Consider the following 21,008-nt stretch of genomic DNA (forward strand, 5'->3'; position numbering starts at 1 on the left):
ACCATGTTGCGTGTGCTGTTTGTGGGGGACGTGTACGGCCAGCCGGGGCGAAAGCTGCTGAGCCAGCATCTGCCGGGACTGAGGCCCGAGTTCGATTTCATCATCGTGAACGGCGAAAACGCGGCCGGGGGCTTCGGCCTGCACCGCGAGGCGGCGGCGGCGATCCTGGCGGCGGGGGCGGGGTGCATTACCCTGGGCAACCACGCCTGGCACCACAAGGACGTCTTTGCCCTGATGCTGGACGAGGCCCAGTTTCCCATCGTCCGCCCCCTGAACTACGCCGACCCCGGCACGCCGGGCGTGGGCTGGCGCTCCTTCGACGTGAGGACGGCGGCGGGGGGCAGCGAGCGGCTGACGGTCGTGAACGTGCTGGGACGCGTTTTCATGGAGGCGGTCGCCAACCCCTTTCAGGCGATGGACGAGCTGCTGACGCGGGACGACCTCGGTACCGTCTTCGTGGACATGCACGCCGAGGCGACGAGCGAGAAAGCGGCCCTCGCATGGCACCTCGACGGGCGGGTGGCCGCCGTGATCGGCACGCACACCCACGTCCCCACCGCCGACACGCGCATCCTGCCGGGGGGAACCGCCTTCCAGACCGACGTGGGCTTTACCGGGCCGCACCGCAGCGTCATCGGGGCGGACCCCGAGGGACCCGTCCAGAAGTTCCTGACCGAGCGGCCCTGGCGCTTCACCGTGGCGGGCGGCCCAGCGGAACTCAATGCGGTGCGGCTGGAGCTGGAGGGGAACCGCGCCCGGTCCGCAGAGCGCTACCGTTACGTGGAGGAGGGCTAGCATGGCGCTGAACCACGACGTGAACCTGCTGGGCCGGACGCTGGGGCAGGTGCTCAGGGAGCAGGAGGGGGAAGGCTTTTTCGACCTCGTGGAGGAGGTGCGCCGCCTCGTGCGCGAGGTGCGGGCGGGGGGCGACGACCCGGAGTTGCACGCCCTGCTGGAAGGGCTGGACGCGGGCACGGCGGCCAACCTCGTGCGGGCCTTTACCTGGTACTTCCAGCTCGTCAACCTGGCCGAGGAATATGAGCGGGTGCGGGTCCTGTCGGGGACGCAGGGAGTACGGCCTCAAAGCCTGGAGGGGGCACTGACCGAGCTGAAGGCGCAGGGCCTGAGTGCCGAGGACGCGGAGGCCCTGATCGGGCGGCTGAACCTCGGCCTGACCTTCACCGCCCACCCCACCGAGATGCGGCGGCGGACGGTGCGGCACCACCTCGTCGAGATCGCCCGCGCTCTGCCCGACCTGGAGCGTGAGGAGGCGCAGGAGGAGGTCGCCGCGCACGTCGAGGCGCTGTGGGGCACCCCCGAACTGCGGCGGCTGCGGCCCACCGTGCAGGACGAGGTCAAGGGCGGGCTGACCTACCTGACCTCCATCACGCGGGCGCTGCCGGAATTGCAGCGGGACCTCACGGGGGCCTTTCGGCGGGTGTACGGGCGGGAGACGGCAGCGACCCTGCCGCTCTCCTTTTCCTCGTGGATGGGGGGCGACCGCGACGGCAACCCCTTCGTGACGCCGGAGGCCACCCGCGAGGCCCTGGCCCTGCACCGCGAGCGGGCACGCGAGCTGCTGCTGCCTGCCCTGCGCCGCGCCTACGCCGACCTCAGCCAGGAGGAGCTGGAGGACAGCGGCGGCACCTTCCGGACCGAGATTCAGGCCTTGTACGCGGAGGTGCAGGGTGGGACCGTCCCCGACCTCGTGCCCCGGCTGGAGGCCTTGCGGGAACGGCTGATCGCGGAAGGCCAGCCTCGTAGTGCCGAGCGGCTGCTGGCCCCGCTGCTGACGGTGGCCCGTGTGTTCGGCACCCACCTCGTCAGCCTGGATATCCGCGAGCACAGTGGGCAGACCGAGGCGGCCGTCGCGCGGCTGCTGGCTGCCGCCGGGGTGGAGGACGACTACCTGGCGCTGCCCGAGCACGCCCGGCAGGAGGTCCTGACCCGAGAGCTGCGCTCCCGCCGCCCGCTGTGGCCCGCCGGGGAGCCGCTGACGCCCGAGCTGGAAACGGCGGTCGGGCCGCTGCGCGAGGTGCAGGCGGCGATCCGGGCGAGCGGTCCCCGCGCCTTCGGCCGCTACGTGATCAGCATGGCCGAGAGCGTCAGCGACGTGCTGGAGCCGCTGCTGCTCGCGCGGGAGGTGGGGGTGCGGGTGCTGCCGGTGCCCCTCTTCGAGACGCTGGCCGACCTGCGCCGCGCTCCAGGGGTCGTCTGGGAGCTGCTCGCCCTGCCGGAGTACCGGGCGGTGCTGGGCGACGACGTGCAGGAGATCATGCTGGGCTATTCGGATTCCAACAAAGACGCGGGGTTCCTGGCGGCGAACTGGGCGTTGCACGAGGCGCAGCGGCAACTCAGCGAGGTCTGCCGCCGGGCGGGGGTGCGCTGGCGCTTTTTCCACGGGCGCGGCACGTCCATCGGGCGGGGGGGTGGCCCGGCGTCGCGGGCGATCCTGGGACAGCCCGCCGGGACGATTGACGCGGGGCTGCGCCTCACCGAGCAGGGGGAGGCGCTGGCCGACAAGTACAGCCACCCCGTCCTGGCGCGGCGCAATCTGGAACAGGCCCTCTATGGGATGCTTCTCGCCGCCGCCCGCCCCGCCGACGAGCCGCCCGCCGAGTGGACGGCGGCGCTGGGCCGCGCGGCGGAAGCGAGCGCCGCCGCCTACCGGGCGCTGGTGGACGACCCCGACTTCCTGCCCTTTTTCGAGGCCGTCACCCCCATCCACGAGATTTCGCGCCTGAACATCGCCTCGCGCCCGGTGCGGCGGCCCGGAGCGCCCACCTTGTCGAACCTCCGCGCGATTCCCTGGGTGATGAGCTGGACGCAAAACCGCGCCAATCTCCCCGGCTGGTACGGGCTGGCCGAGGGGTTGCGCGAGATCGGCCCCGAACTGGCCGGGACGATGTACGCCCAGTGGCCCTTCTTCCGCTCGGTGCTCGACAACGCGCAGATGAGCCTCGCCAAGACGGACCTGCTGATCTTCGAGGAATACCTGCGCCTGACCGGAAGCAGCCCGCTCGCCGCGCGGCTGAAGGAGGCCTATGCAGAGACGGTGCGGCGGGTGGAAGAGGCGGTGGGCACCGAGCTGCTGGCGAACGAGCCAAGGCTGCGCGAGAGCATCCGGCTGCGCAACCCCTACATCGACCCCATCCACCGCATCCAGGCCGAGCTGCTGCGCCGCGCCCGGGCGGAGGCAGAGGGCGAGGCGACTTTCGAGCGCCCGCTGCTGCTGAGCCTCCAGGGAATCGCGGCGGGGGTACGGAATACGGGGTGAGGGGGCGGTGGGCGGAGAAGGTGGTCACACGCCCCCTCACCCCGTTGCTTCGCAACGCCCCTCTTCCGCAGGGGGCGAGGGGTAAAACATGCTCTCGCAAAAGCCGTCTTTTTCCTGTGTCAGCCGATCTCAACGTCCCCGCCTTGCGAGTCCAATTTCCAGGCAGACGAGCCGTTCGGCGCATCTGCGCCGAGGCCCTTCACTTGGGCGGCAGGATGGCGTGGAGGGGGAAACGGGGGCGAGGCAGACCGGGACGGAATATGGGGGGGCGACCTTTGCCTAGCGCAGCGCCGCTCCCCCTTCCCTCTGGGGAGGGGGCTGGGGGGTGGGGCAAGCCGGATCAAGATGCCCAGCCCTAAAGCATCCACGCAGCAACCCAACCCCACACGCTACCCTGCCCCCATGCGCCCCCTCCCCCTCACCGCCCTGCTGCTGGCCTCCGCCGCTAGCGCCCAGACCGCCCCCGCCCTCCCCACATTCGAGGGCCAGATCATCTACCAGGTCATGCCCGACCGCTTTTTCGACGGGAACAAAGCCAACAACGCGGGCGTGGACCGCGCCAACCTCCGCGCGTGGCATGGCGGCGACCTGCCCGGTCTGACCGCCAAGCTGCCCTACATTCAGAAACTCGGCGCGACGGCGATCTGGCTCACGCCGGTCTACCGCCAGCAGACGGCCAATTCCTTCGACACGGCGGCCTACCACGGCTACTGGCCCGCCGATTTCCGCGACGTGGACCCCCACTTTGGCACCCTGGCCGACTTCGGCAAGTTCACGGCGGCGGCGAAGGCGGCGGGAATGCGCGTCGTGCTCGATCAGGTCATCAACCATTACGGCTACGAGGCGCCGACCGTGCGTCAGAAGCCCGCGTGGTTCAATGGCGAAGCGCAGTGCGCCGCGACCCAGAACCGTGACGTGGACTGCCCCCTCTCCGGCCTGCCCGACCTGCGCCAGAGCAATCCGGAGGTGCGGCAGTTCCTGCTGGAAAACGCCGACTTCTGGCGGGGGCAGGGAGTGGACGCATTCCGTTACGACGCGATCAAGCATGTGGAGGGGCCGTTCCTGCGCGACCTGCTGACCCGTGACCGCGCCGCCGGGACATGGACGCTGGGCGAGTGGTACGACGCCGACACGGGCACGGTGGCCGACTGGCAGAAGGCGGGGTTCGACAGCCTGTTTCTCTTCAGCCTGCAAGGAGCGATGCGCCAGAGCGTGATGGGCAATAGCAGCCTGACGAACGTGGCGAACGTGCTGGCCCGGCAGGACGAGTTGCCGCGCCCCGGTGAGGTGGCCCTGTTCCTCGACAACCACGACGTGCCGCGCTTCGCCCAGGGGTCGCTCTTCGAGGACGAGGGGCAGGCCCGCACCCGCTACGGCCTGCGGGCGCTGATGACCCTCAAGGGGGTTCCGGTGATCTGGCAGGGGACCGAGATCGCCATGCGCGGCGGGGGCGACCCCGACAACCGCCGCTCCATGCGCTTCGAGAACGAGTGGACTCCGGCCGAGCGCGAGGTCTTCGGGGCCGCGCAGGGCGCCATCGCCGCCCGCAAGGCCAGCCGGGCGCTGAGCGTGGGAGATCAGAAACTGCTGCCCGTGCCCGCCCGACTGGAAGACAACCTGCTGCTGCTGACCCGCCAGAGCGGGAATGAGCGCGTGCTGGCCGCCTGGCACGGGGGCCGCGAGCGCCGGACGTACTCCATCCGCCTGAATACCCTGGGGCTGGGCAGCGGCACCCAGGCCGTGACCCGCAGCCTGTACGCGGGGCAGGATGCCAAGGTCAGCGTAAGCGGCGGGTGGCTGCACCTCAGCCTGCCGGGGCGGGACGCGGCGGCCTTCACGCTGGCGCTGAAGTAGGCGTGAGGCTAGGCCCAAACGCCTAACCCTGCGCCGCTGCACTACCATGCAGCGCGATGCGATCTCCCCTGCCCCGCGCCGTCCTGACCCGCCTGGAAACCGGGCGGCTGGTGGTGCTGAGCGTGCTGCTGGGCGGGCTGGTGGGGGCGCTGTGCGTGGGGTTGCGGCTGCTGCTGGAGCGGGTGCTGGAGGCGGGAGCGTGGCTCACCGGCTTCTCGCCCCCCGGCAGCCCCGGCGAGGGCGGGCTGCTCATGGCCTTTGGCGAGGCGCTGCCGTGGGGCCTGCTCGCGCTGCCGCTGGTCGGGGCGGCCTACGTCTGGCTGATTCCGCGCGAGGACGGCGACCCGCTCAACCAACTCGTGCGCGGGGCCCACACGCGGGGCGACACGCCCAGCCTGCCCACCCAACTGCGGACGCTGGCCGCCACGCTGCTGGGGCACGGCGCGGGGCTGCTGGTGGGCCGGGACGCCCCCTACACCGTGCTGGGCGGGTTGGGAGCCCGGCTGCTGGGGCGGGCCACCCGGCTCGACGCGGTGGAGACGCGCAGCCTGACCCTGGCGGGGGCGGCGGCGGGCCTGGGAGCTGTGCTGCACGCCCCCCTGGCAGCGGCGGTGCTGGTGGCCGAGGTTCTGTACCGCCGCTTTGAGTTCGAGTTCGAGGTGCTGATGCCCTGCGTCCTCGCCTCGGTCGCGGCGTATGCAGTGTATGGGCTGGCCTTCGGATTTCTGCCGCTGCTGAGCGTGCCGGAGGTGGGGGTGCCCACGCTGGCGGGGGTGGGGCCGCTCGTCGGGGTGGCGCTGGCGGTCACGCTGGCGGGATGGGCGGCGCTGCTGGTCTGCCGCATCTTTCCCGACGACTGGACGCGAGGCTCCCGGCGGGTGGCGCTGGGCGGGGCCTTCGGGCTGCTCACGGCGGCCATCGCGTGGTGGGGCACTCCCGGCGTGCTGGGCGACGGCTCCGGCTGGGCACAGGTGGGCCTCTCGGGGTTTCTGGGCGAGGGGGCGCTGGGCGAGGGCGCGTGGCGCTGGGGGCTGCTGGCGCTGGGGGCGCGGCTGGCCTTCGGGGGCGGGGTGCTGCCGTCGGTGGGGGTGGGCGGGCTGCTGGGGGTGGGGCTGGGCTCCGTGCTGGGGGCCGACCCCACCCTGGCCGCGCTGGTGGGCATCGTCGCCTTCGTGACGGTCACGCTGAACGCGCCCCTGGCCGCCGCGCTGCTGGTGGTGGCCTGGGGCGGGGACGCGCTGCTGCCCGCTGCCCTGGTGACCTCCGGGCTGGCCCACGCCATCAGCGGCGAGACGGGCCTGCTGCCCGCGCAGGTGCGTTCGCGGGCTCAGAGCGCCGCGCCCCTGCCCGTGCTATTGCCGGGAGCGGGGGCGGTCACGATTCGCCGCGCCCCCACTGCCCCGGCTCCCCTGCTGCCCCTGCACGCCGCCCCGCCCGAGGAAGCCGGGACGGGCCTGGCCCCGCTGGAGTCCGAACAGGAACTCTACCGCCGCCCGGTGCCGCGCAGTTGGGCGGGCGCCCGGCTCTCGGTGCTCTCGCTGCCCCCCGGCGTGGAGGTCGTGGGCGTGGTGCGGGGCGGCGCCGTGACGGTGCCGCGCCCCCAGATGCGGCTGACCGCCGACGACGAGTTGGTCTTCCTGGCCCGGCCCGATGCTTACGCCGCCCTGGAGGGTGTGCTGCGGCTGCCGGGAGTCTGAGCCTCCACTGCCTGCACAGAGGCTTCGGCTTCAGCCATCTGGCTGAGCGCCGTTCAAGGCGGGCTCCCCCATAATGCCCCGGTGACTGCCGCCCCGCCCTCCTCCCGCGCTCCCTGGACTCCCAACGAACGGCTCGGCATCCTCAACGGCTGGCTGGTGTCGGTGGGCGACGGCTTTCTGAGCGTGTCGGTGGTGGTGGCGGGTTTCGCGGCGCGGCTGGGGGCGCCCAATTTCGTGATCGGCTTGCTGCCCGCCATCGCGGGGGGCGGGTGGATGCTGCCGCAACTGCTGGTCGCGGCGCGGGTGCGCCCCCTGGCTTACAAGTTGCCCGTCTACCGCTCGGCAGCGCTGGTGCGGCTGCTGACCTACCTGGCGATGGTGGTGGTGGCGGCGACGCTGGCCGACCGCCCGGCCCTGTGCCTGACCCTCTTCGTGTTGGCGATGATGGTCAACGCGCTGGCGTCGGGGGTGGCGGGCCTGCCCTTCCTGGAGGTCGTCAGCAAGACGGTGTCCTCCGAGCGCCGCCCGCGCTTTTTCGCCACCCGCAACCTGTGGGGCGGATTGCTCGCGTTCGGGGCGGGGCTGGCCGTGCGTGGCATCCTGGGGTCGGACCTCGCCTTTCCCTACAACTACGCCCTCCTCTTCCTGCTGGGCACGATCGCCTTCACGGTGGGCTACGGCGTGTTCGGGCGGGTGGAGGAGCCGCCGGACGAGCCGCTCCCGCCCGGCAATCTGCGCGACGAGTTGCGGGCGATCCCGCAGACGCTGGGCGACGCCCACTTCCGGGCCTTCTTGCAGGTGCGGCTGCTGCTGGCGGCGGCGAGCATGGCCGAGCCCTTCTACGCGGTGTACGCGCTGCGCGACCTGCACTACCCGGCGGCCACCCTGGGAACGTTCGTGATGGCCCTGACCGGGGCCGCGCCCCTCTCCAACCTGCTGTGGCGGCGGGTGGCCGAGCGCAAGGGGTCACGCCGCATCATCCGCTATGCCAGCGTCAGCGCGGGCCTCGCGCCGCTCGTGGCCCTGACGGTGGGGGCGCTGGGGTTGCCCAGCCTCGCCTATCTGCTTGTGTTCGTACTCTCCAGCGTGGCGCTGCAAGGCTTCAACCTCGGCCACACCAACCACCTGCTGAACATCTCGCCGCCCGAGTCGCGCAGCCGCTATATCGGCACCCTCAACACGCTGGTGGGCGCGGCCCTCTTCGCCCCGGTCGCGGGCGGCCTCCTCGCGGACGCGGCAGGCTACGCGGCGGTCTTCGTGCTGAGTGCGGCCCTGTACGCGGCGGCGTGGTGGGCGTGCGGGCGGCTGCGGCGGGACGCGTAGGGTGAGTGACTAGGGGCCGGTCACCAGAGAGCGGTGGTGGCCCTGACGACCGGCAATCTTGAGTGGACGGACCACAGCAATGGGTAAGTTTCTGCTTTCTGCTCCTTCCCCTTGAGGGGGGAGGCCGGGAGGGGGTGAACAGGCCGGGCAGTCAGAGAAATGAGCTTTCTCTTGCCTGTGGTCCTCCACTAATGCCCCAGAATCTTGCTCAGGAACACCCGCGCCCGCTCATGCTGGGGGTTGGTGTAAAAGGCTTCCGGCGTGGTGTCCTCCACGATCTGCCCGGCGTCGAAAAAGAGGATGCGGTCGGCCACCTCGCGGGCGAAGCCCATCTCGTGCGTGACGACCAGCATGGTCATGCCCGAGCGGGCGAGTTCCTTCATCACGTCGAGCACCTCCTTGATCATCTCGGGGTCGAGGGCAGACGTCGGCTCGTCGAAGAGCATCACGCGGGGATCCATCGCCAGGGCGCGGGCGATGGCGACGCGCTGCTGCTGGCCGCCGGAGAGCTGCGCGGGGAACTTGCCCGCCTGCTCCTCGATCCCGACCCGGCGCAGGAGGTCCAGGGCACGCTGCTGAGCCTCGGCCTTGCTCGTGCGCCGCACGCGGGTGGGGGCGAGGGTCACGTTGTCGAGCACGGTGAGGTGCGGAAAGAGGTTAAAGGACTGAAACACCATCCCGACCTCGCGCCGCACCGCGTCGAGATTGCGGGCACCTTGCAGTGGGATGCCGTCCACGACGATGCTCCCCTGATCGTGGGGGTCGAGCGCATTCAAGGTGCGGATAAAGGTGCTCTTGCCGCTGCCCGAAGGCCCGATCACCACGACCACTTCGCCGGGCTGCACGGTCACGCTGACCCCGCGCAGGGCGTGGAAGGCGCCGAAATGCTTGTGCACGTCCTGCGCCACGATGATGGGCTCAGGGGAGGAAGCGGGCTGGGTCATGGGGGCAGTCTAGCGGGGACGGCGGGCCGGGGGGCGCCCCGGTGCTCCTCCGGGAGTGCGCGGAGTTCATCCCCGTGAGAACTGGGAGGGCGCCAGAGCTGCGTCTGTCAGCGTCAGCCCGTCCCGGTCCGCTGTTCGCCCCGCCCGGCGGTTTCGCAGGAAGCGTCGCCATTTGAGATAAGCTGCCCGCACATTCCCATTCGGAGCAGGCGGCCCCCAGGCGGGCAGGCCCCAAGGAGACCCCATGAAGCACCGCAAGCGACTGCTGACCGCCGCCGTTCTCGGCACCGCCGCCCTCGCCGCCGCGCAGGGCACCACCTTCCTGACCATCGGGTCGGGGGCCACCACCGGGGTGTATTTCCCCGTCGCCACCGGCATGGCGAAGCTGATCACCGACGCGAACACGGGCGTCCGCGCCAACGCCCGCTCGACGGGGGGCAGCGTCTTCAACATGACGGCGCTGGGCACCGGGGAACTCGATGCCGCCGTTACGCAAAACGACGTCGCCTACTACGCCTACCGGGGCACCGGGCTGCAAGCCTTCCAGGGCAAGGCGAACAACAAAATTCGCACGATGGCGGTCCTCTACCCCGAGGTGCTGCACGTGGTCGCCCGCAAGGACGCCCGCATCAACTCGATTGCCGACCTGAAGGGCAAGCGGGTCGTGATTGGAGACCTCGGCTCGGGCACGGAGCAGACCGCGCGGCAGGTGCTCGAAGCCTACGGGCTGACCTTCGACGATCTCGGGCAGGCGCTGCGCGTCTCGCCCGCGCAGGGCATCACGCTGATGCAGGACAAGCGGGCCGACGCTCTGTTCTATACGGTCGGCGTGGGTGCCAGCGCCATCAGCCAGATCGCGCAGACGGTGGACATCAAGATGGTGCCCGTCGCGGGCAACCAGGCCGCCGCGCTGATCAAGAAGTACCCCTTCTACGTGCGCTACAACGTGCCCGCCCGCTCCTACAAGGGCGTGGGCGCCACCGTCCCCAGCGTGGCGGTGCAGGCGACCCTGGTCACCACCACCGACGTGTCGGCCGATGCCGTCTACAAGGCGATGCGGGCTGCCTTCGGCAACGAGGAGGCGCTCAAGGCGCTGCACCCCACCCTCGCGCAGAACTTCTCCTACGCCAAGGCGGTCAAGGGCCTGCCCGCCCCGCTGCACCCCGGCGCCGTGCGCTTCTTCCGCGAGAAGGGCGTCACCGTCCGCTGAGCCCTGACCCTGGGGCCAGCCGCGTCGAATCGGGCGGCTGGCCCTTCCCTTTCCCCAGGAAATGAGGAATCTATGAGTGACCCTACAAGGCCGATTTCCACGGACCCGGCCCTGGAGATGACGGAGGGCGAGCGCCGCGCCCTGGAGATCGTGGAGGCGAACGAGACGGGCGGGCGGCAACTGTTCGGCTTCTCCCGCTGGCTGGTGACCCTGATCACGCTGGCGTGGTGCGGCTTTCAGATGTACGCCGCGCAGGTCGGCACGGTGGACACGCTGCTCTTGCGGGCCACGCACCTCGGGTTTGCCTTCGCGCTGGCCTACCTGGTCTTCACCCCGCGCAAGACGCCGGGGCACGCGCAGCGGGGGGTGCCCTGGTACGACTGGATGCTGGGAGCGGGGGCGGTGGCGACAACCGTCTACCTGATCACCCAGTACCCCACCATCGCCAACGTGCAGGGCGGGGCGCTTAACCCGACCGACGTGTGGGTGGGGAGTGCCTTGATCGTGCTCTTGCTGCTCGCGGCGTGGCGCACGGTCGGGATAGCGATGCCCATCGTGGCGAGCGTCTTTATGCTGTACGCGCTGACCGGGCCGCGCGGATTGATCCGGGGCGACCTGGGGCCGCAGCTTCAGCTCCACGCGGGGCAGACGTGGCCCCAGGTGGTGGGGCAACTGTTCGCCAACACCGAGGGCATCTTCGGCACCGCCATCGGCGTCTCGGCGCAGATCGTCTTCCTGTTCGTGCTGTTCGGGGCGATCTTCGACAAGCTGGGCGCGGGCGAGTGGTTCATGAACGTCGCGCAGGGCCTGCTGGGCGGCTTCCGGGGCGGCCCCGCCAAGGCCAGCGTGCTGAGCAGTGCCCTGAACGGCATCATCAGCGGCTCGTCGGTCAGCAACGTGGTCACGGGCGGCAACATCACCATCGGCACGATGAAGCGGGTGGGCTACTCGGCCGAGAAAGCCGGGGCCATCGAGGTCGCCAGCTCCAGCAACGGCCAACTGATGCCCCCGGTGATGGGCGCGGCGGCCTTCATCATGGCGAGCAACCTCAACATTGAGTACCGCACGCTGATTCTGGCGGCGGCGATTCCCGCCTTCCTCTGTTACGGGGCGCTGCTGGTGGTCACCCACATCGAGGCGCTCAAGCTGGGGCTGCGCGGCCTTCCGAAGGATGAACTGCCCTCGGTGCGCCGGACGATGCGGGCAGGCTGGTATTACCTGATCCCGCTGGTCTACCTGATCGGCACGCTGACCATTAACCCGGAGGCCACCCCCGAGCGGGTCGCGCTGAACACCATCTTCCTGATGATCGGCATGCTGTTGGTACAGGAGGCGTGGCGGGCAAGGCAGGACGGGCGCGGGGTCGGCCACGGCCTGCTGGACGGCGGCAAGCGGCTGGTCGAGGCGGCCGAGGGTGGGGCGCGGTCCATGATCGGCATCGCCATCGCCACCGCCGCCGCCGGAATCATCGTGGGCATCGTGACGATCACCGGGCTGGGCTTCGGGCTGGCCGACATCGTGGAGACGGTGAGCGGGGCGTTCCGGGGGCTGTTCACGGCGCTCGCGGGCCTGTTTCCGGGAGTGGACACCGCCGCTTTCGTGACGATGGGGACCATGCTGGTCGTGCTGCTGATGGCCCAACTGATCGCGCTGATCCTGGGCATGGGCCTGCCCACCACCGCCAACTACATCCTGATGAGTGCGCTGATCGTGCCCATCATCGCCCGCATCGCGGGGCTGGACACGAGCAATCCGGCGCAGATGCTCCCAGTCCACATGTTCGTCTTCTACTTCGGGATCATGGCGGACTCGACGCCCCCGGTCGCGCTGGCCGCCTTCGCCGCCGCCGCGATCTCGGGCGGGAACCCGGTGGCGACGGGCGTGCAGGCCTTTCAGTACGAGCTGCGGACGGCGCTGCTCGCGTACATGATGTTCTTCAACCCGTCACTACTCTTGATCGCCAACAACCGGATCGGCGGGCTGCCCTGGACCGAGGCGGTGCCGATGATCCTCTTCGCGTTCCTGGGGTTGGTGGCCTTCAGCGCCGCCACCCTGCGCTACCTGCACCGCCGTACGAACCTCGTGCAGACGCTGGCGCTGCTGGCCGCCTCCTTCATCCTGATCATCCCCACCGCGCTGGTCTGGAATCTCGGGGCGCTGGCGCTCGTCGCCGGGGTGTACTTCTGGCAGAAGGCCGGGAGCCGGAACGAGCCGCCGGGGGTGGCGGTGGCGTAGGAGCGGCCCACCTTCAGCAAGAAAGCCCCAGCTTTGGCCGGGGCTTTTTGTTGGAGGCTGACCGCCCCTACCGCGTCGCGATCTTCACGCGCTTCTCCAGTTGATCGGTGAACAGCGTCATCACGGTGGTCAGGGCGAGGTAGACGCAGGCCACCGTGGTCAGCACCGGGATGGGCTGGAAAGTCTCGCTGGAAACGCGGTTTCCGGCCAGGGTCAGTTCCAGCAGCGCGATGGAGGACGCCAGCGACGAGTCCTTGAGCAGCGCCACGAGGTTGTTCACCAGGGGCGGCACCACCACGCGCATCGCCTGGGGCAGCACCACCGTCTGCATGGTTTGCCCGCCGCTGAGGCCCAGCGAGCGGGCGGCCTCGGTCTGTCCGCGCGGAATCGCCAGAATCCCGGCGCGGACCACTTCGGCGTTGTAGGCCCCGACGTTGAGCGACAGCGCGATCACCGCCGACCAGAACTCGTTGAGCTCGAGGTCGATGCCGATGCCCTGGAGAATCAGCGGCAGCGCGTTGTACACGAAGAGGATCTGCACCAGCAGCGGCGTGCCGCGAATCAGCCAGATAAAGAGGCTGGCGGGCGCCCGCACGATCCACAGGGCACTCGTCCGCATGATTCCGGCCAGGATGCCGACGAGCAGGCCGATCAGCCCACTCACCACCGTGAGTTGCAGCGTGACCCTCGCCCCCTCCACGAAGAGGTCCGCGCGGGGGCCGATGGGGTCGGGCATCTGGCGCAGGATCAGGGTGATGACGTAAAAGAGCAGCAGGAAGGCCGCCGCCGCCCCGACCACCCAGCCCAGCAGGGCCAGCCCCCCCAGGGGCTTGCGGGTGGGAGCGGTCACGCGGCGCTCCGGCGCAGATCAGCCCACGCGGGCGCCAAGGAATGAAGCACCTGTTGCATTCCGCGATGATGCCACAGCCACAGGCTGCCCAAGCGGCCCGCACGTCAAGGGGAGGCGAGCCGAGCGGCCCCCTCCCCCACGCACCCGCCGTCAGGCTTATCGGCAGCGCACGTCCTGCCCGAAGTACTTCTGGCTGAGCTTGGCGTAGGTGCCGTTCTGCTGCGCCTTGGCGAGCGCGGCGTTCAGTTCCTTGAGGAGGCCCGCGTTGCCCTTCTTGACGGCCATCGCCACCCGCTCGTTGAACAACAGGTCACCCTGCTTGACCTTGCCCTTCTGCGCCTTCACGAGGTCGATGCCGGTGAACTTGTCGCCCACCCAGGCGTCTACCCGGCCCGCCATCAGCGCGGCCTGCGCGGCGGTGTCGGTGGGGTAGGTCTTGACGTCGCCCACGCCGGGCACCTTGCGGACATTTTCGAGGTAGGTGGTGCCGACCTGTACGGCCACGCTCTTGCCCCGCAGCGCGGCGGCGGTCATCGGGCCACCCGGCTTGGCGACGATGGCCCCGCCCGTGCAGTAGTGGGGGTTGGCGAAGTCCACGGCCTTGGCCCGCTCGGGGTTGATGCCGTGGCTGGCGATCACGAAGTCGTAGCGGTCCTGATTCAGCCCGATCAAGAGGTTGTCGAAGGGCTGGGTAGTCCACTGGACCTTCAGCCCGAGCTGCTTGGCCAGCGCCTCGGCGAGTTCGACCTCGAAGCCCGTGAGCTGCTTGCCCTTGAGCAGGTTGAAGGGCGGGAACGCCCCCTCGGTCGCGATCTTGATGGTGCCGGACTTCTTGATGTCGGCCCAGGTGCGGGCTTCGGCGCTGGCGGCAAGCAGGGCGAGGGCGGTCAGGGTCAGCAGGGCTCGTTTCATGGATGGACCTCCGGGGAATACTGGGGACGATGCGGCCTACTCTAGCGTTTCTCCATGAAGAAAATGCGGCGTAAGTCAGGCAGTTGAAAGCCGAAGCACCCCAGCCACCTCCCGGATGGAAGGTGTGAGGTGCCTCGGCCTCTTGGGCAATCAGTCCTTGGTGGAAATCACCGTGACGGTGGGGGCCGCGGAGCTGATCTGGGTGCCCTGGGAGGCCATGGCTGCAGGCGCAGGCATGCCCATCTGGCCCTGCCCGGTCGCCGGGTACTCGTACCCCAGGCCCTGGGTGTCGGCCTGACCGCGCTTGCCCGTCGGGGTGCCCCGGTCGATGGCGAGCTCGGTCTCGTGGTCGAAGGCGTGCAGGCGGGTCTGGTCGATCAGCAGGTCGATGTCGTCGCCCACTTCGAGGGGGGCCTGGCCCTCCACCTTGGCGGTGAGGTGCTGGCCCTGCACGTCAATCACGAGGTCGGTCTGGGCGCCCAGCGGCTCGACCACCACGACCTGCCCGCGCAGCACGTTCTGGCCGTGCGGAAGGTCGCTGTGGCCCATCACGCCGACATGCTCGGGGCGAATGCCCAGATGCACCTCGCGGCCCTCGTAGGCCCGCAGGCTCTGGGCAAGGCGGCCCATCGCGGCCACGCGGCTCCCGCCGATCACGAAGTCGCCGCCCTCCACCCGCGCGGTCAGGAAATTCATGGAGGGGCTGCCGATAAACCCGGCCACGAACTTGTTCTGCGGGAAGTCGTAGAGGTTCATGGGCGTGTCGACCTGCATGATCACGCCGTCGCGCATCACCACGATGCGGTTGCCGAGCGTCATCGCCTCGACCTGGTCGTGGGTCACATAGACGATGGTGGCCCCCAGGCGGCGGTGAAGCTGAGAAATCTGCGAGCGCATTTCCACGCGCAGCTTGGCGTCGAGGTTGGAAAGTGGCTCGTCCATCAGGAACACGGACGGCTCGCGCACGATGGCGCGGCCCATCGCCACGCGCTGACGCTGCCCGCCCGAGAGTTCCTTGGGCTTGCGCCCCAGCAGGTGCTCGATCTGCAGGATGCGGGCCGCGTCGCGCACCCGGCGGTCGATCTCGTCGCGCGGCGTCTTGCGGAGCTTGAGGCCAAAGGCCATGTTCTCGTAGACGTTCATGTGCGGGTACAGCGCGTAGTTCTGAAACACCATCGCGATGTCGCGGTCCTTGGGGGGCACGTCGTTGACCACCCGTCCGCCGATGCTCAGCACGCCGCTGCTGATGTCTTCCAGCCCCGCGATCATCCGCAGCGTGGTGGACTTGCCGCAGCCCGACGGCCCCACGAACACCATGAACTCGCGGTCCTCAATGTGGAGGTTGAAGTCCTTGACCGCGTGGTGCTTGGTGCCGTAGCGCTTGTTGATGTTCTCCAGAACGACTTCTGCCATGACGCTCTTCTCCTTACGCCCCTGCTCTCGCCCGTGAGTGTGCTGCCTGTGGGTCAGGGCAGCGGGTCGGGCGACCGGGGTTCGCCTAGAACCTGGGTGAACGCTGACGCGGAAACGGACAGGAGTAGTGTACTCCCACTCCCGGTCAAACGCGGAGGGCCAGCCAGTGAGAGAGCGGGGCCTGCCCAGGGCCGGTTCTCGCCGCCACACCTGAAGGAGGAGCCCCGCCTGAGCTCAGGGCCGTTGGCTTTTCGCCGGCAGGCGGACTCCTGCGTCCCTTCGGCTGCCGTCTCCCGGTGCAGAAGGTCACAGACTTCCTGCATCCCGGTGGTGCGCGTGCTCGGCGCCGCGGCCAAGTCGTTCACCCGACGGTGAATGGGTGACCGGACGGCTTCAGCCCCCCGGAGCCGCGCCGCCCAGCCTGCGAGGCCCCTACAGAATTTCGACAGAGCGGTCCCTCTACCCTGGGCGTCATGTCTCGCTCGCCCATCCTCCCGGACCCGGAAGCCGTGAGGCGACAGCTTTATACGGTCGTGGCGGCCCTGGCCTGCCTGATTCAGGTGGGGATCGTGGTGGCCGAGCGGCTCGGACCCGCACAGGGGATGACCTGGGAACCCGTGGTGGGGGCCATTCTGTGCGGAGGGGCGGCGGCAGCGCTGCGGCACCCACGCGTCTCGTTGCAAGCGGTGGACCACACGATTCTGGCGGCGGCCACGCTGAGCGTGGCGGTGCAGCTCCTTCAGGCGGCTGGAACGCCGAGTTCGCTTCCGCCGCGCCTGTACTTCATCGGGGTGTTTCTCTTTATCGCCGGATTCAGCATCCTGCCACCATGGTGGGCCGTGCTGTACGCGGTCACCGTCTACGCCGCCTTCAGTACCCTGAGTCTGACCCGCGAGGGGCTGGGCGACCTGACCCTGCTGGCGGAAATGGGGCTGATCGGCCTGCTGGTGGGGCACCTGTCCATCTACGGGCGGCAGGTGAGCGCCAAACGTGCGGAGGCCCGGCTGTTTCAGCGGCTGGCGCTCACTGACACCCTCACGGGGCTGGACAACCGCCGCGCCATGTATGACCACTTGCACCGGGCTTTTGCGCAGGTGGGGCCGGGGCGGGACCTCGCGGCCGTGCTGCTGGACGTGGACCACTTCAAGAGCATCAATGACCACCACGGCCACGAGCGGGGCGATCAGGTCTTGCAGGAGGTCGGCGCGGCCCTGCAACAGGGGCTGCGGCCGGGCGAGCATGTGGCCCGCTGGGGCGGGGAGGAGTTCTTGGCGCTGCTGCGGGTTCGCGACGGGCAGGAGGCGTGGGCCGTGACCGAGCGCCTGCGGCTGGCTGTGCGCGGGACGCGCGTTCCCGGCGTGCCCCCGGTCACGGCGAGTTTCGGGGTGGCCCTCGCGAGTCGGGCCGACTCGGTGGCCGAGTGGCTGCGCCGGGCCGACGCCGAGCTGTACCGGGCCAAGACCTCCGGCCGGGACCGCATCAGCCTCGCTGCCCCGAGTGTGCCAGCCTGACCTCCCCACGGGAAAGGGGCAGCCCCCGCTCGGAAGCCGCCCCCCCTGCCCTGCTGAAGTGCCCGCCTACGCCGCGCCCTGCTGGCCGAACTGCATCCGGAAGATGTACTTCGTGACCTCGCCCTTGAGGGTGTCGATCATGTCGTTGAACATGTTCGTGGCCTCGAACTTGTACTCCGTGAAGGGGTCGCGCTGCCCGTAGCCGCGCAGGCCGATGCCCTGCCTCAGCACGTCCATCGCGTGCAGGTGCTCCTTCCAGTGCTGGTCGACGAGTTGCAGGAGTACGTACCGCGACAGGCTGTTGAGCATGGTGGGGCTGAGCTCGTCCTTGCGGGCATCGAAGGTGTCGGCCACCGCCTCCATCAGGTGGGCGTGGGCCGCGTCGGGACTCAGACCGCGCAGGGCCTCGAAGTCGTAGCCCTCCAGTTGCGGCACGGCGTCGACCATGTTGGTCCGCAGGGTGTCGAGGTCCCAGCTTTCGGGCGACTGGTCCAGGGGCGCGTAGTAGGCGAGCTGCATCTCCGCGAAGTCCGCGATCATGCCCTCGGTCGACTCCTCGACATCCTCGTCGCTGCCCAGCAGGACCTCGCGGCGCTGGGCGTAGATGGTGTCGCGCTGCACGCTCATCACGTTGTCGAATTCCAGCAGTTGCTTGCGGATGCCGAAGTTGCGGTCCTCGACCCTCGCCTGCGCCTTTTCGATCGCCCCGGTGACCATCTTGGCCTCGATGGGCTGGGAGTCGTCCATCCCCAGGCGGTCCATCATGGCGACCACGCGGTCGTTGGCAAAGAGGCGCATCAGGTCGTCTTCAAAGGACACGTAGAAGCGGCTGGAGCCGGGGTCACCCTGACGCCCCGCGCGGCCCCGGAGCTGGTTGTCGATGCGCCGGGACTCGTGGCGCTCGGTGCCGATGATGTGCAGCCCGCCGAGTTCCTGCACCCGCTGGCGGTCGGCCACGGTGTCGCTCTGGAGCTGCTGCGCCTGCTGGATAAAGTCAGGCACCATGCCGGGAATTTGCATGCCGAGGTTCTGGGCCTCCGGGTCGCCCCGGCTGATCGCCTTGATAAAGGCCTCAGCCTCGGGGGCAAAGCGGCTGATGCCGAAATTCTGCTCGATGGCCTCGCCCAGGATGAATTCGGCGTTGCCCCCCAGCATGATGTCGGTGCCGCGCCCCGCCATGTTGGTGGCGATGGTGACGGTCCCGCTGCGGCCCGCCTGCGCGATGATGCTGGCCTCCTGCGCCTCGAACTTGGCGTTCAGGACGGCATGCTGGATGCCCGCTTCCTGCAAGAGCGCACTGAGCTGCTCGCTGGTGTCGATGCTGGCCGTGCCGATCAGGATCGGGCGGCCCGTGGCGTGCATCTCGCGCACCTCGTTCACGACCGCCGCGTACTTTCCCATGCGGGTGCGGTACACCAGATCGTCGGCGTCCTGACGCAGAATGGGGCGGTTGGTCGGGATCACCAGCACGTCCGAGCCGTAGATGTCGAGAAATTCCTTCTCCTCGGTCTTGGCGGTGCCCGTCATTCCGGCGAACTTGTTGTACAGGCGGAAGAAGTTCTGGTAGGTGATCGTGGCGAGCGTCTGGTTCTCGTTTTCGATCTTGACGCCTTCTTTGGCCTCGATCGCCTGGTGCAGCCCTTCCCCGTAGCGGCGACCCGGCATGGAGCGTCCGGTGAACTCGTCGATGATGACGACTTCGCCTTCCTCGTTGATGATGTAGTCCTTCTCGCGGTGGTACAGCTCCTTGGCGCGAATCGCCTGCACGATCATGTGCGCCTTGTCCATGTTCTCGGGGCTGTAGAGGTCCCCGAGCGACAGCAGCCGCTCGATCTTGGAGATGCCCCCCTCGGTGAGATGGACCTGCTTGCCCTTTTCCTCGATGGTGTAGTCGCCGGTCGGCTCCGTGCGCTTGCCGGGTTCGGCGGGTTCGCCCTTCTGGAGGCGGCGAATCAGCTTGGCGAAGAGGTAGTACTGATCAGTGGCCTTTTCCGCCGCGCCCGAGATGATCAGCGGCGTGCGGGCCTCGTCGATCAGGATGGAGTCCACCTCGTCCACGATGGCGAAGTGCAGTGGCGTGTCCGCCCGCAAGGAGAGCTGCTCGCGGCTCTGGGCCATGTTGTCGCGCAGGTAGTCGAAGCCCAGCTCCGAGTTGGTGACGTAGGTGATGTCGCAGGCGTAGGCAGCCTGCTTCTGCGCGGGCTGGAGGTCGCGGCTCGCCAGACCCACCGTCAGGCCCAGCGTGCGGTACAGCAGCCCCATCTCCTCCATGCCCACCCGGGCGAGGTAGTCGTTCACGGTGACGAGGTGGCAGCCCTTGCCCTCCAGCGCGTTCAAGGCGAGGGCCAGCGTCGCCACCAGGGTCTTGCCTTCCCCGGTGCGCATTTCCGCGATGCGGCCCTGGTGCAGCGCGGCCCCGCCGATCAGCTGCACGTCGTAGTGCCGCTTGCCGATGGAGCGGCGACCCGCCTCCCGAATCAGGGCGAAGGCCGGAACGATCACGTCGTCGAGGGTCTCGCCCCCCTCCTGCACGCGCTTTCGCAGCGCCATGAAGGCTTCCGCGAGGTTCTCGATTTTCATCGTTTCTTCTTCCAGCGCGTTGACGGGCTGCACGATCGTCTTCACGATTCGCGCCACGTCGCGCTGGTTGTTATCGAACACTTTGTTCAGGACACGGAACATGACACGCGAGTATAGCGCGTGGGCCGTGCGCCCATCGCCAGAGTTCAGTAAGTCGGTTGTAAGAAAGTTGAGCGAGTCAGGCTCAGGCGTTGGCGAGCGGTGCGTAGGCAACCGCCCCCTCGCTGAGCGGGCTGGGCGAGCGTCCCGCCCGCAACGCTGCCGCGCCCGCAAGCGCGATCATCGCGCCGTTGTCGGTATTCAGCCCCTTGCCAGGAAAAATGGCGCGAACGGGACTGGCCGTGAACGCCTCGCGCAGGGCACGGTTGGCCGCCACGCCGCCCGACACCACCACCATGTCCCGGCCGTGCGCATGCGCGGCCCGCAGCGTCGTTTTCAGCAGGAAGCTCACCGCCGCCCGCTCGAAGCCCGCCGCGAGGTCTTCGGGCCTGGCCCCGGCGCGGTGGGCGAGGAGCGCCGCCGTCTTCAGGCCGCTGAAGGAGAAGTCGAAGCCCTTCTGGCCCTTCAGCGGCTCCTTGAAGGGCACCGCCTCCGGGTCACCGCGCCGGGCCGCTTCGCTGATGGCAGGGCCGCCGGGGTAGCCCAGGCCCGCGAGCCGGGCGATCTTGTCGAAGGCCTCGCCCGCCGCGTCGTCGCGGGTGGCCCCCACCAGCACGTAGTCGCCCTCGCGCGGCACGTCGAAGAGGTGGGTGTGCCCACCCGACACCACCAGCGCGAGGTAGGGCGGGCGCAAGTCGGCCTCCGACGCCGCCGCGAAGATGTGGCCTTCGAGGTGGTGCGCAGCGTAGAAGGGCACGCCGAGCGCCTGCGCCAGCCCCTTGCCGTACATCAGCCCGACGAGGAGCGCCCCCACCAGGCCGGGGCCGGAGGTCGCCGCGACCACGTCCACGTCCTCCACCGTCAGCCCGGCCTCGGCCAACGCGTCCCCGGTCACCGCGTCGATGCGCTCGACATGCTCGCGGCTGGCGAGTTCGGGCATCACGCCGCCGTAGCTCGCGTGAATCGTCTGGGACCAGACCCGGTTGGCGAGCACCCGTACCCCGCCATCCGGCGCGAGTTCCACCACCCCCACCCCCGTGTCGTCGCAGGAGGTGTCGATGCCGAGGATGCGGGTGGGACCGGGGCGGGCGTTCATCGCGGGG

The 21,008-nt window shown here is 69.4% G+C and carries 14 protein-coding genes; 8 read left to right on the top strand and 6 right to left on the bottom strand.

Translation table 11 applies throughout. The annotated features are described in order from the left end of the window. The first annotated feature begins 3 nt into the window (after positions 1-3). From L1280_RS03555 to L1280_RS03575, 5 genes are all read left to right on the top strand, one after another. Positions 4-795 (top strand): TIGR00282 family metallophosphoesterase, encoded by a 792-nt coding sequence (locus L1280_RS03555; protein WP_253580697.1) that lies wholly within the window; start codon positions 4-6, stop codon positions 793-795. 1 nt (position 796) lies between these two features. Then, positions 797-3,277: a phosphoenolpyruvate carboxylase gene (locus L1280_RS03560; RefSeq protein WP_253580698.1), complete on the top strand. Its 2,481-nt coding sequence runs from the start codon at positions 797-799 to the stop codon at positions 3,275-3,277. Between the two features lie 402 nt (positions 3,278-3,679). Next, on the top strand, positions 3,680-5,131 hold the full coding sequence (locus L1280_RS03565) for an alpha-amylase family glycosyl hydrolase (RefSeq protein WP_253580699.1): 1,452 nt from the start codon (positions 3,680-3,682) through the stop codon (positions 5,129-5,131). A gap of 56 nt (positions 5,132-5,187) precedes the next feature. Beyond that, positions 5,188-6,828, top strand: a complete 1,641-nt coding sequence (locus tag L1280_RS03570) for a chloride channel protein (RefSeq protein WP_253580700.1) — start codon at positions 5,188-5,190, stop codon at positions 6,826-6,828. Positions 6,829-6,909: 81 nt separating this feature from the next. Next, positions 6,910-8,151 carry an MFS transporter gene (locus tag L1280_RS03575; protein WP_253580701.1) on the top strand — a complete coding sequence of 414 codons (1,242 nt, stop codon included), beginning with the start codon at positions 6,910-6,912 and terminating at the stop codon, positions 8,149-8,151. 188 nt (positions 8,152-8,339) lie between these two features. Here the strand turns inward: L1280_RS03575 and L1280_RS03580 are convergent, their stop codons facing one another. Beyond that, positions 8,340-9,095 (bottom strand): amino acid ABC transporter ATP-binding protein, encoded by a 756-nt coding sequence (locus tag L1280_RS03580; RefSeq protein WP_104990511.1) that lies wholly within the window; start codon positions 9,093-9,095, stop codon positions 8,340-8,342. A gap of 244 nt (positions 9,096-9,339) precedes the next feature. Between L1280_RS03580 and L1280_RS03585 the strand changes: the two genes are divergently transcribed. Together L1280_RS03585 and L1280_RS03590 are read left to right on the top strand one after the other, a co-directional pair. Continuing rightward, on the top strand, positions 9,340-10,305 hold the full coding sequence (locus tag L1280_RS03585) for a TAXI family TRAP transporter solute-binding subunit (protein ID WP_253580702.1): 966 nt from the start codon (positions 9,340-9,342) through the stop codon (positions 10,303-10,305). Between the two features lie 72 nt (positions 10,306-10,377). Continuing rightward, complete coding sequence (locus L1280_RS03590) at positions 10,378-12,540, top strand: TRAP transporter permease (RefSeq protein ID WP_253580703.1); 2,163 nt, start codon at positions 10,378-10,380, stop codon at positions 12,538-12,540. A 67-nt stretch (positions 12,541-12,607) separates the two neighbouring features. Here the strand turns inward: L1280_RS03590 and L1280_RS03595 are convergent, their stop codons facing one another. The 3 genes from L1280_RS03595 to L1280_RS03605 form a co-directional block, all read right to left on the bottom strand. After that, positions 12,608-13,390, bottom strand: a complete 783-nt coding sequence (locus L1280_RS03595) for an amino acid ABC transporter permease (protein WP_104990508.1) — start codon at positions 13,388-13,390, stop codon at positions 12,608-12,610. 156 nt (positions 13,391-13,546) lie between these two features. Beyond that, complete coding sequence (locus tag L1280_RS03600; RefSeq protein WP_253580704.1) at positions 13,547-14,302, bottom strand: ABC transporter substrate-binding protein; 756 nt, start codon at positions 14,300-14,302, stop codon at positions 13,547-13,549. Between the two features lie 150 nt (positions 14,303-14,452). Further along, complete coding sequence (locus tag L1280_RS03605) at positions 14,453-15,715, bottom strand: ABC transporter ATP-binding protein (RefSeq protein WP_253580705.1); 1,263 nt, start codon at positions 15,713-15,715, stop codon at positions 14,453-14,455. 473 nt (positions 15,716-16,188) lie between these two features. Between L1280_RS03605 and L1280_RS03610 the strand changes: the two genes are divergently transcribed. Then, on the top strand, positions 16,189-17,226 hold the full coding sequence (locus L1280_RS03610; protein ID WP_253580706.1) for a diguanylate cyclase: 1,038 nt from the start codon (positions 16,189-16,191) through the stop codon (positions 17,224-17,226). A gap of 66 nt (positions 17,227-17,292) precedes the next feature. On the opposite strand, the gene secA is transcribed toward L1280_RS03610, so the two are convergent. Together secA and tsaD are read right to left on the bottom strand one after the other, a co-directional pair. Then, positions 17,293-19,908 (bottom strand): preprotein translocase subunit SecA, encoded by a 2,616-nt coding sequence (gene secA, locus L1280_RS03615; protein WP_253580707.1) that lies wholly within the window; start codon positions 19,906-19,908, stop codon positions 17,293-17,295. Between the two features lie 82 nt (positions 19,909-19,990). After that, complete coding sequence (gene tsaD, locus L1280_RS03620; protein ID WP_253580708.1) at positions 19,991-21,001, bottom strand: tRNA (adenosine(37)-N6)-threonylcarbamoyltransferase complex transferase subunit TsaD; 1,011 nt, start codon at positions 20,999-21,001, stop codon at positions 19,991-19,993. Between the last annotated feature and the right edge of the window lie 7 nt (positions 21,002-21,008).

It is taken from the genome of Deinococcus sp. HSC-46F16, assembly GCF_024171495.1.
Classification (GTDB): domain Bacteria; phylum Deinococcota; class Deinococci; order Deinococcales; family Deinococcaceae; genus Deinococcus.

What these genes read in the sequence shown, in the direction of transcription:
- L1280_RS03555 (WP_253580697.1), top strand. Translation starts at nt 4, where the DNA reads ATGTTGCGTGTGCTGTTTGTGGGGGACGTGTACGGCCAGCCGGGGCGA.
- L1280_RS03560 (WP_253580698.1), top strand. Translation starts at nt 797, where the DNA reads ATGGCGCTGAACCACGACGTGAACCTGCTGGGCCGGACGCTGGGGCAG.
- L1280_RS03565 (WP_253580699.1), top strand. Translation starts at nt 3,680, where the DNA reads ATGCGCCCCCTCCCCCTCACCGCCCTGCTGCTGGCCTCCGCCGCTAGC.
- L1280_RS03570 (WP_253580700.1), top strand. Translation starts at nt 5,188, where the DNA reads ATGCGATCTCCCCTGCCCCGCGCCGTCCTGACCCGCCTGGAAACCGGG.
- L1280_RS03580 (WP_104990511.1), bottom strand. Translation starts at nt 9,095, where the DNA reads ATGACCCAGCCCGCTTCCTCCCCTGAGCCCATCATCGTGGCGCAGGAC.
- L1280_RS03585 (WP_253580702.1), top strand. Translation starts at nt 9,340, where the DNA reads ATGAAGCACCGCAAGCGACTGCTGACCGCCGCCGTTCTCGGCACCGCC.
- L1280_RS03590 (WP_253580703.1), top strand. Translation starts at nt 10,378, where the DNA reads ATGAGTGACCCTACAAGGCCGATTTCCACGGACCCGGCCCTGGAGATG.
- L1280_RS03600 (WP_253580704.1), bottom strand. Translation starts at nt 14,302, where the DNA reads ATGAAACGAGCCCTGCTGACCCTGACCGCCCTCGCCCTGCTTGCCGCC.
- L1280_RS03605 (WP_253580705.1), bottom strand. Translation starts at nt 15,715, where the DNA reads ATGGCAGAAGTCGTTCTGGAGAACATCAACAAGCGCTACGGCACCAAG.
- L1280_RS03610 (WP_253580706.1), top strand. Translation starts at nt 16,189, where the DNA reads ATGTCTCGCTCGCCCATCCTCCCGGACCCGGAAGCCGTGAGGCGACAG.
- secA (WP_253580707.1), bottom strand. Translation starts at nt 19,908, where the DNA reads ATGTTCCGTGTCCTGAACAAAGTGTTCGATAACAACCAGCGCGACGTG.
- tsaD (WP_253580708.1), bottom strand. Translation starts at nt 21,001, where the DNA reads ATGAACGCCCGCCCCGGTCCCACCCGCATCCTCGGCATCGACACCTCC.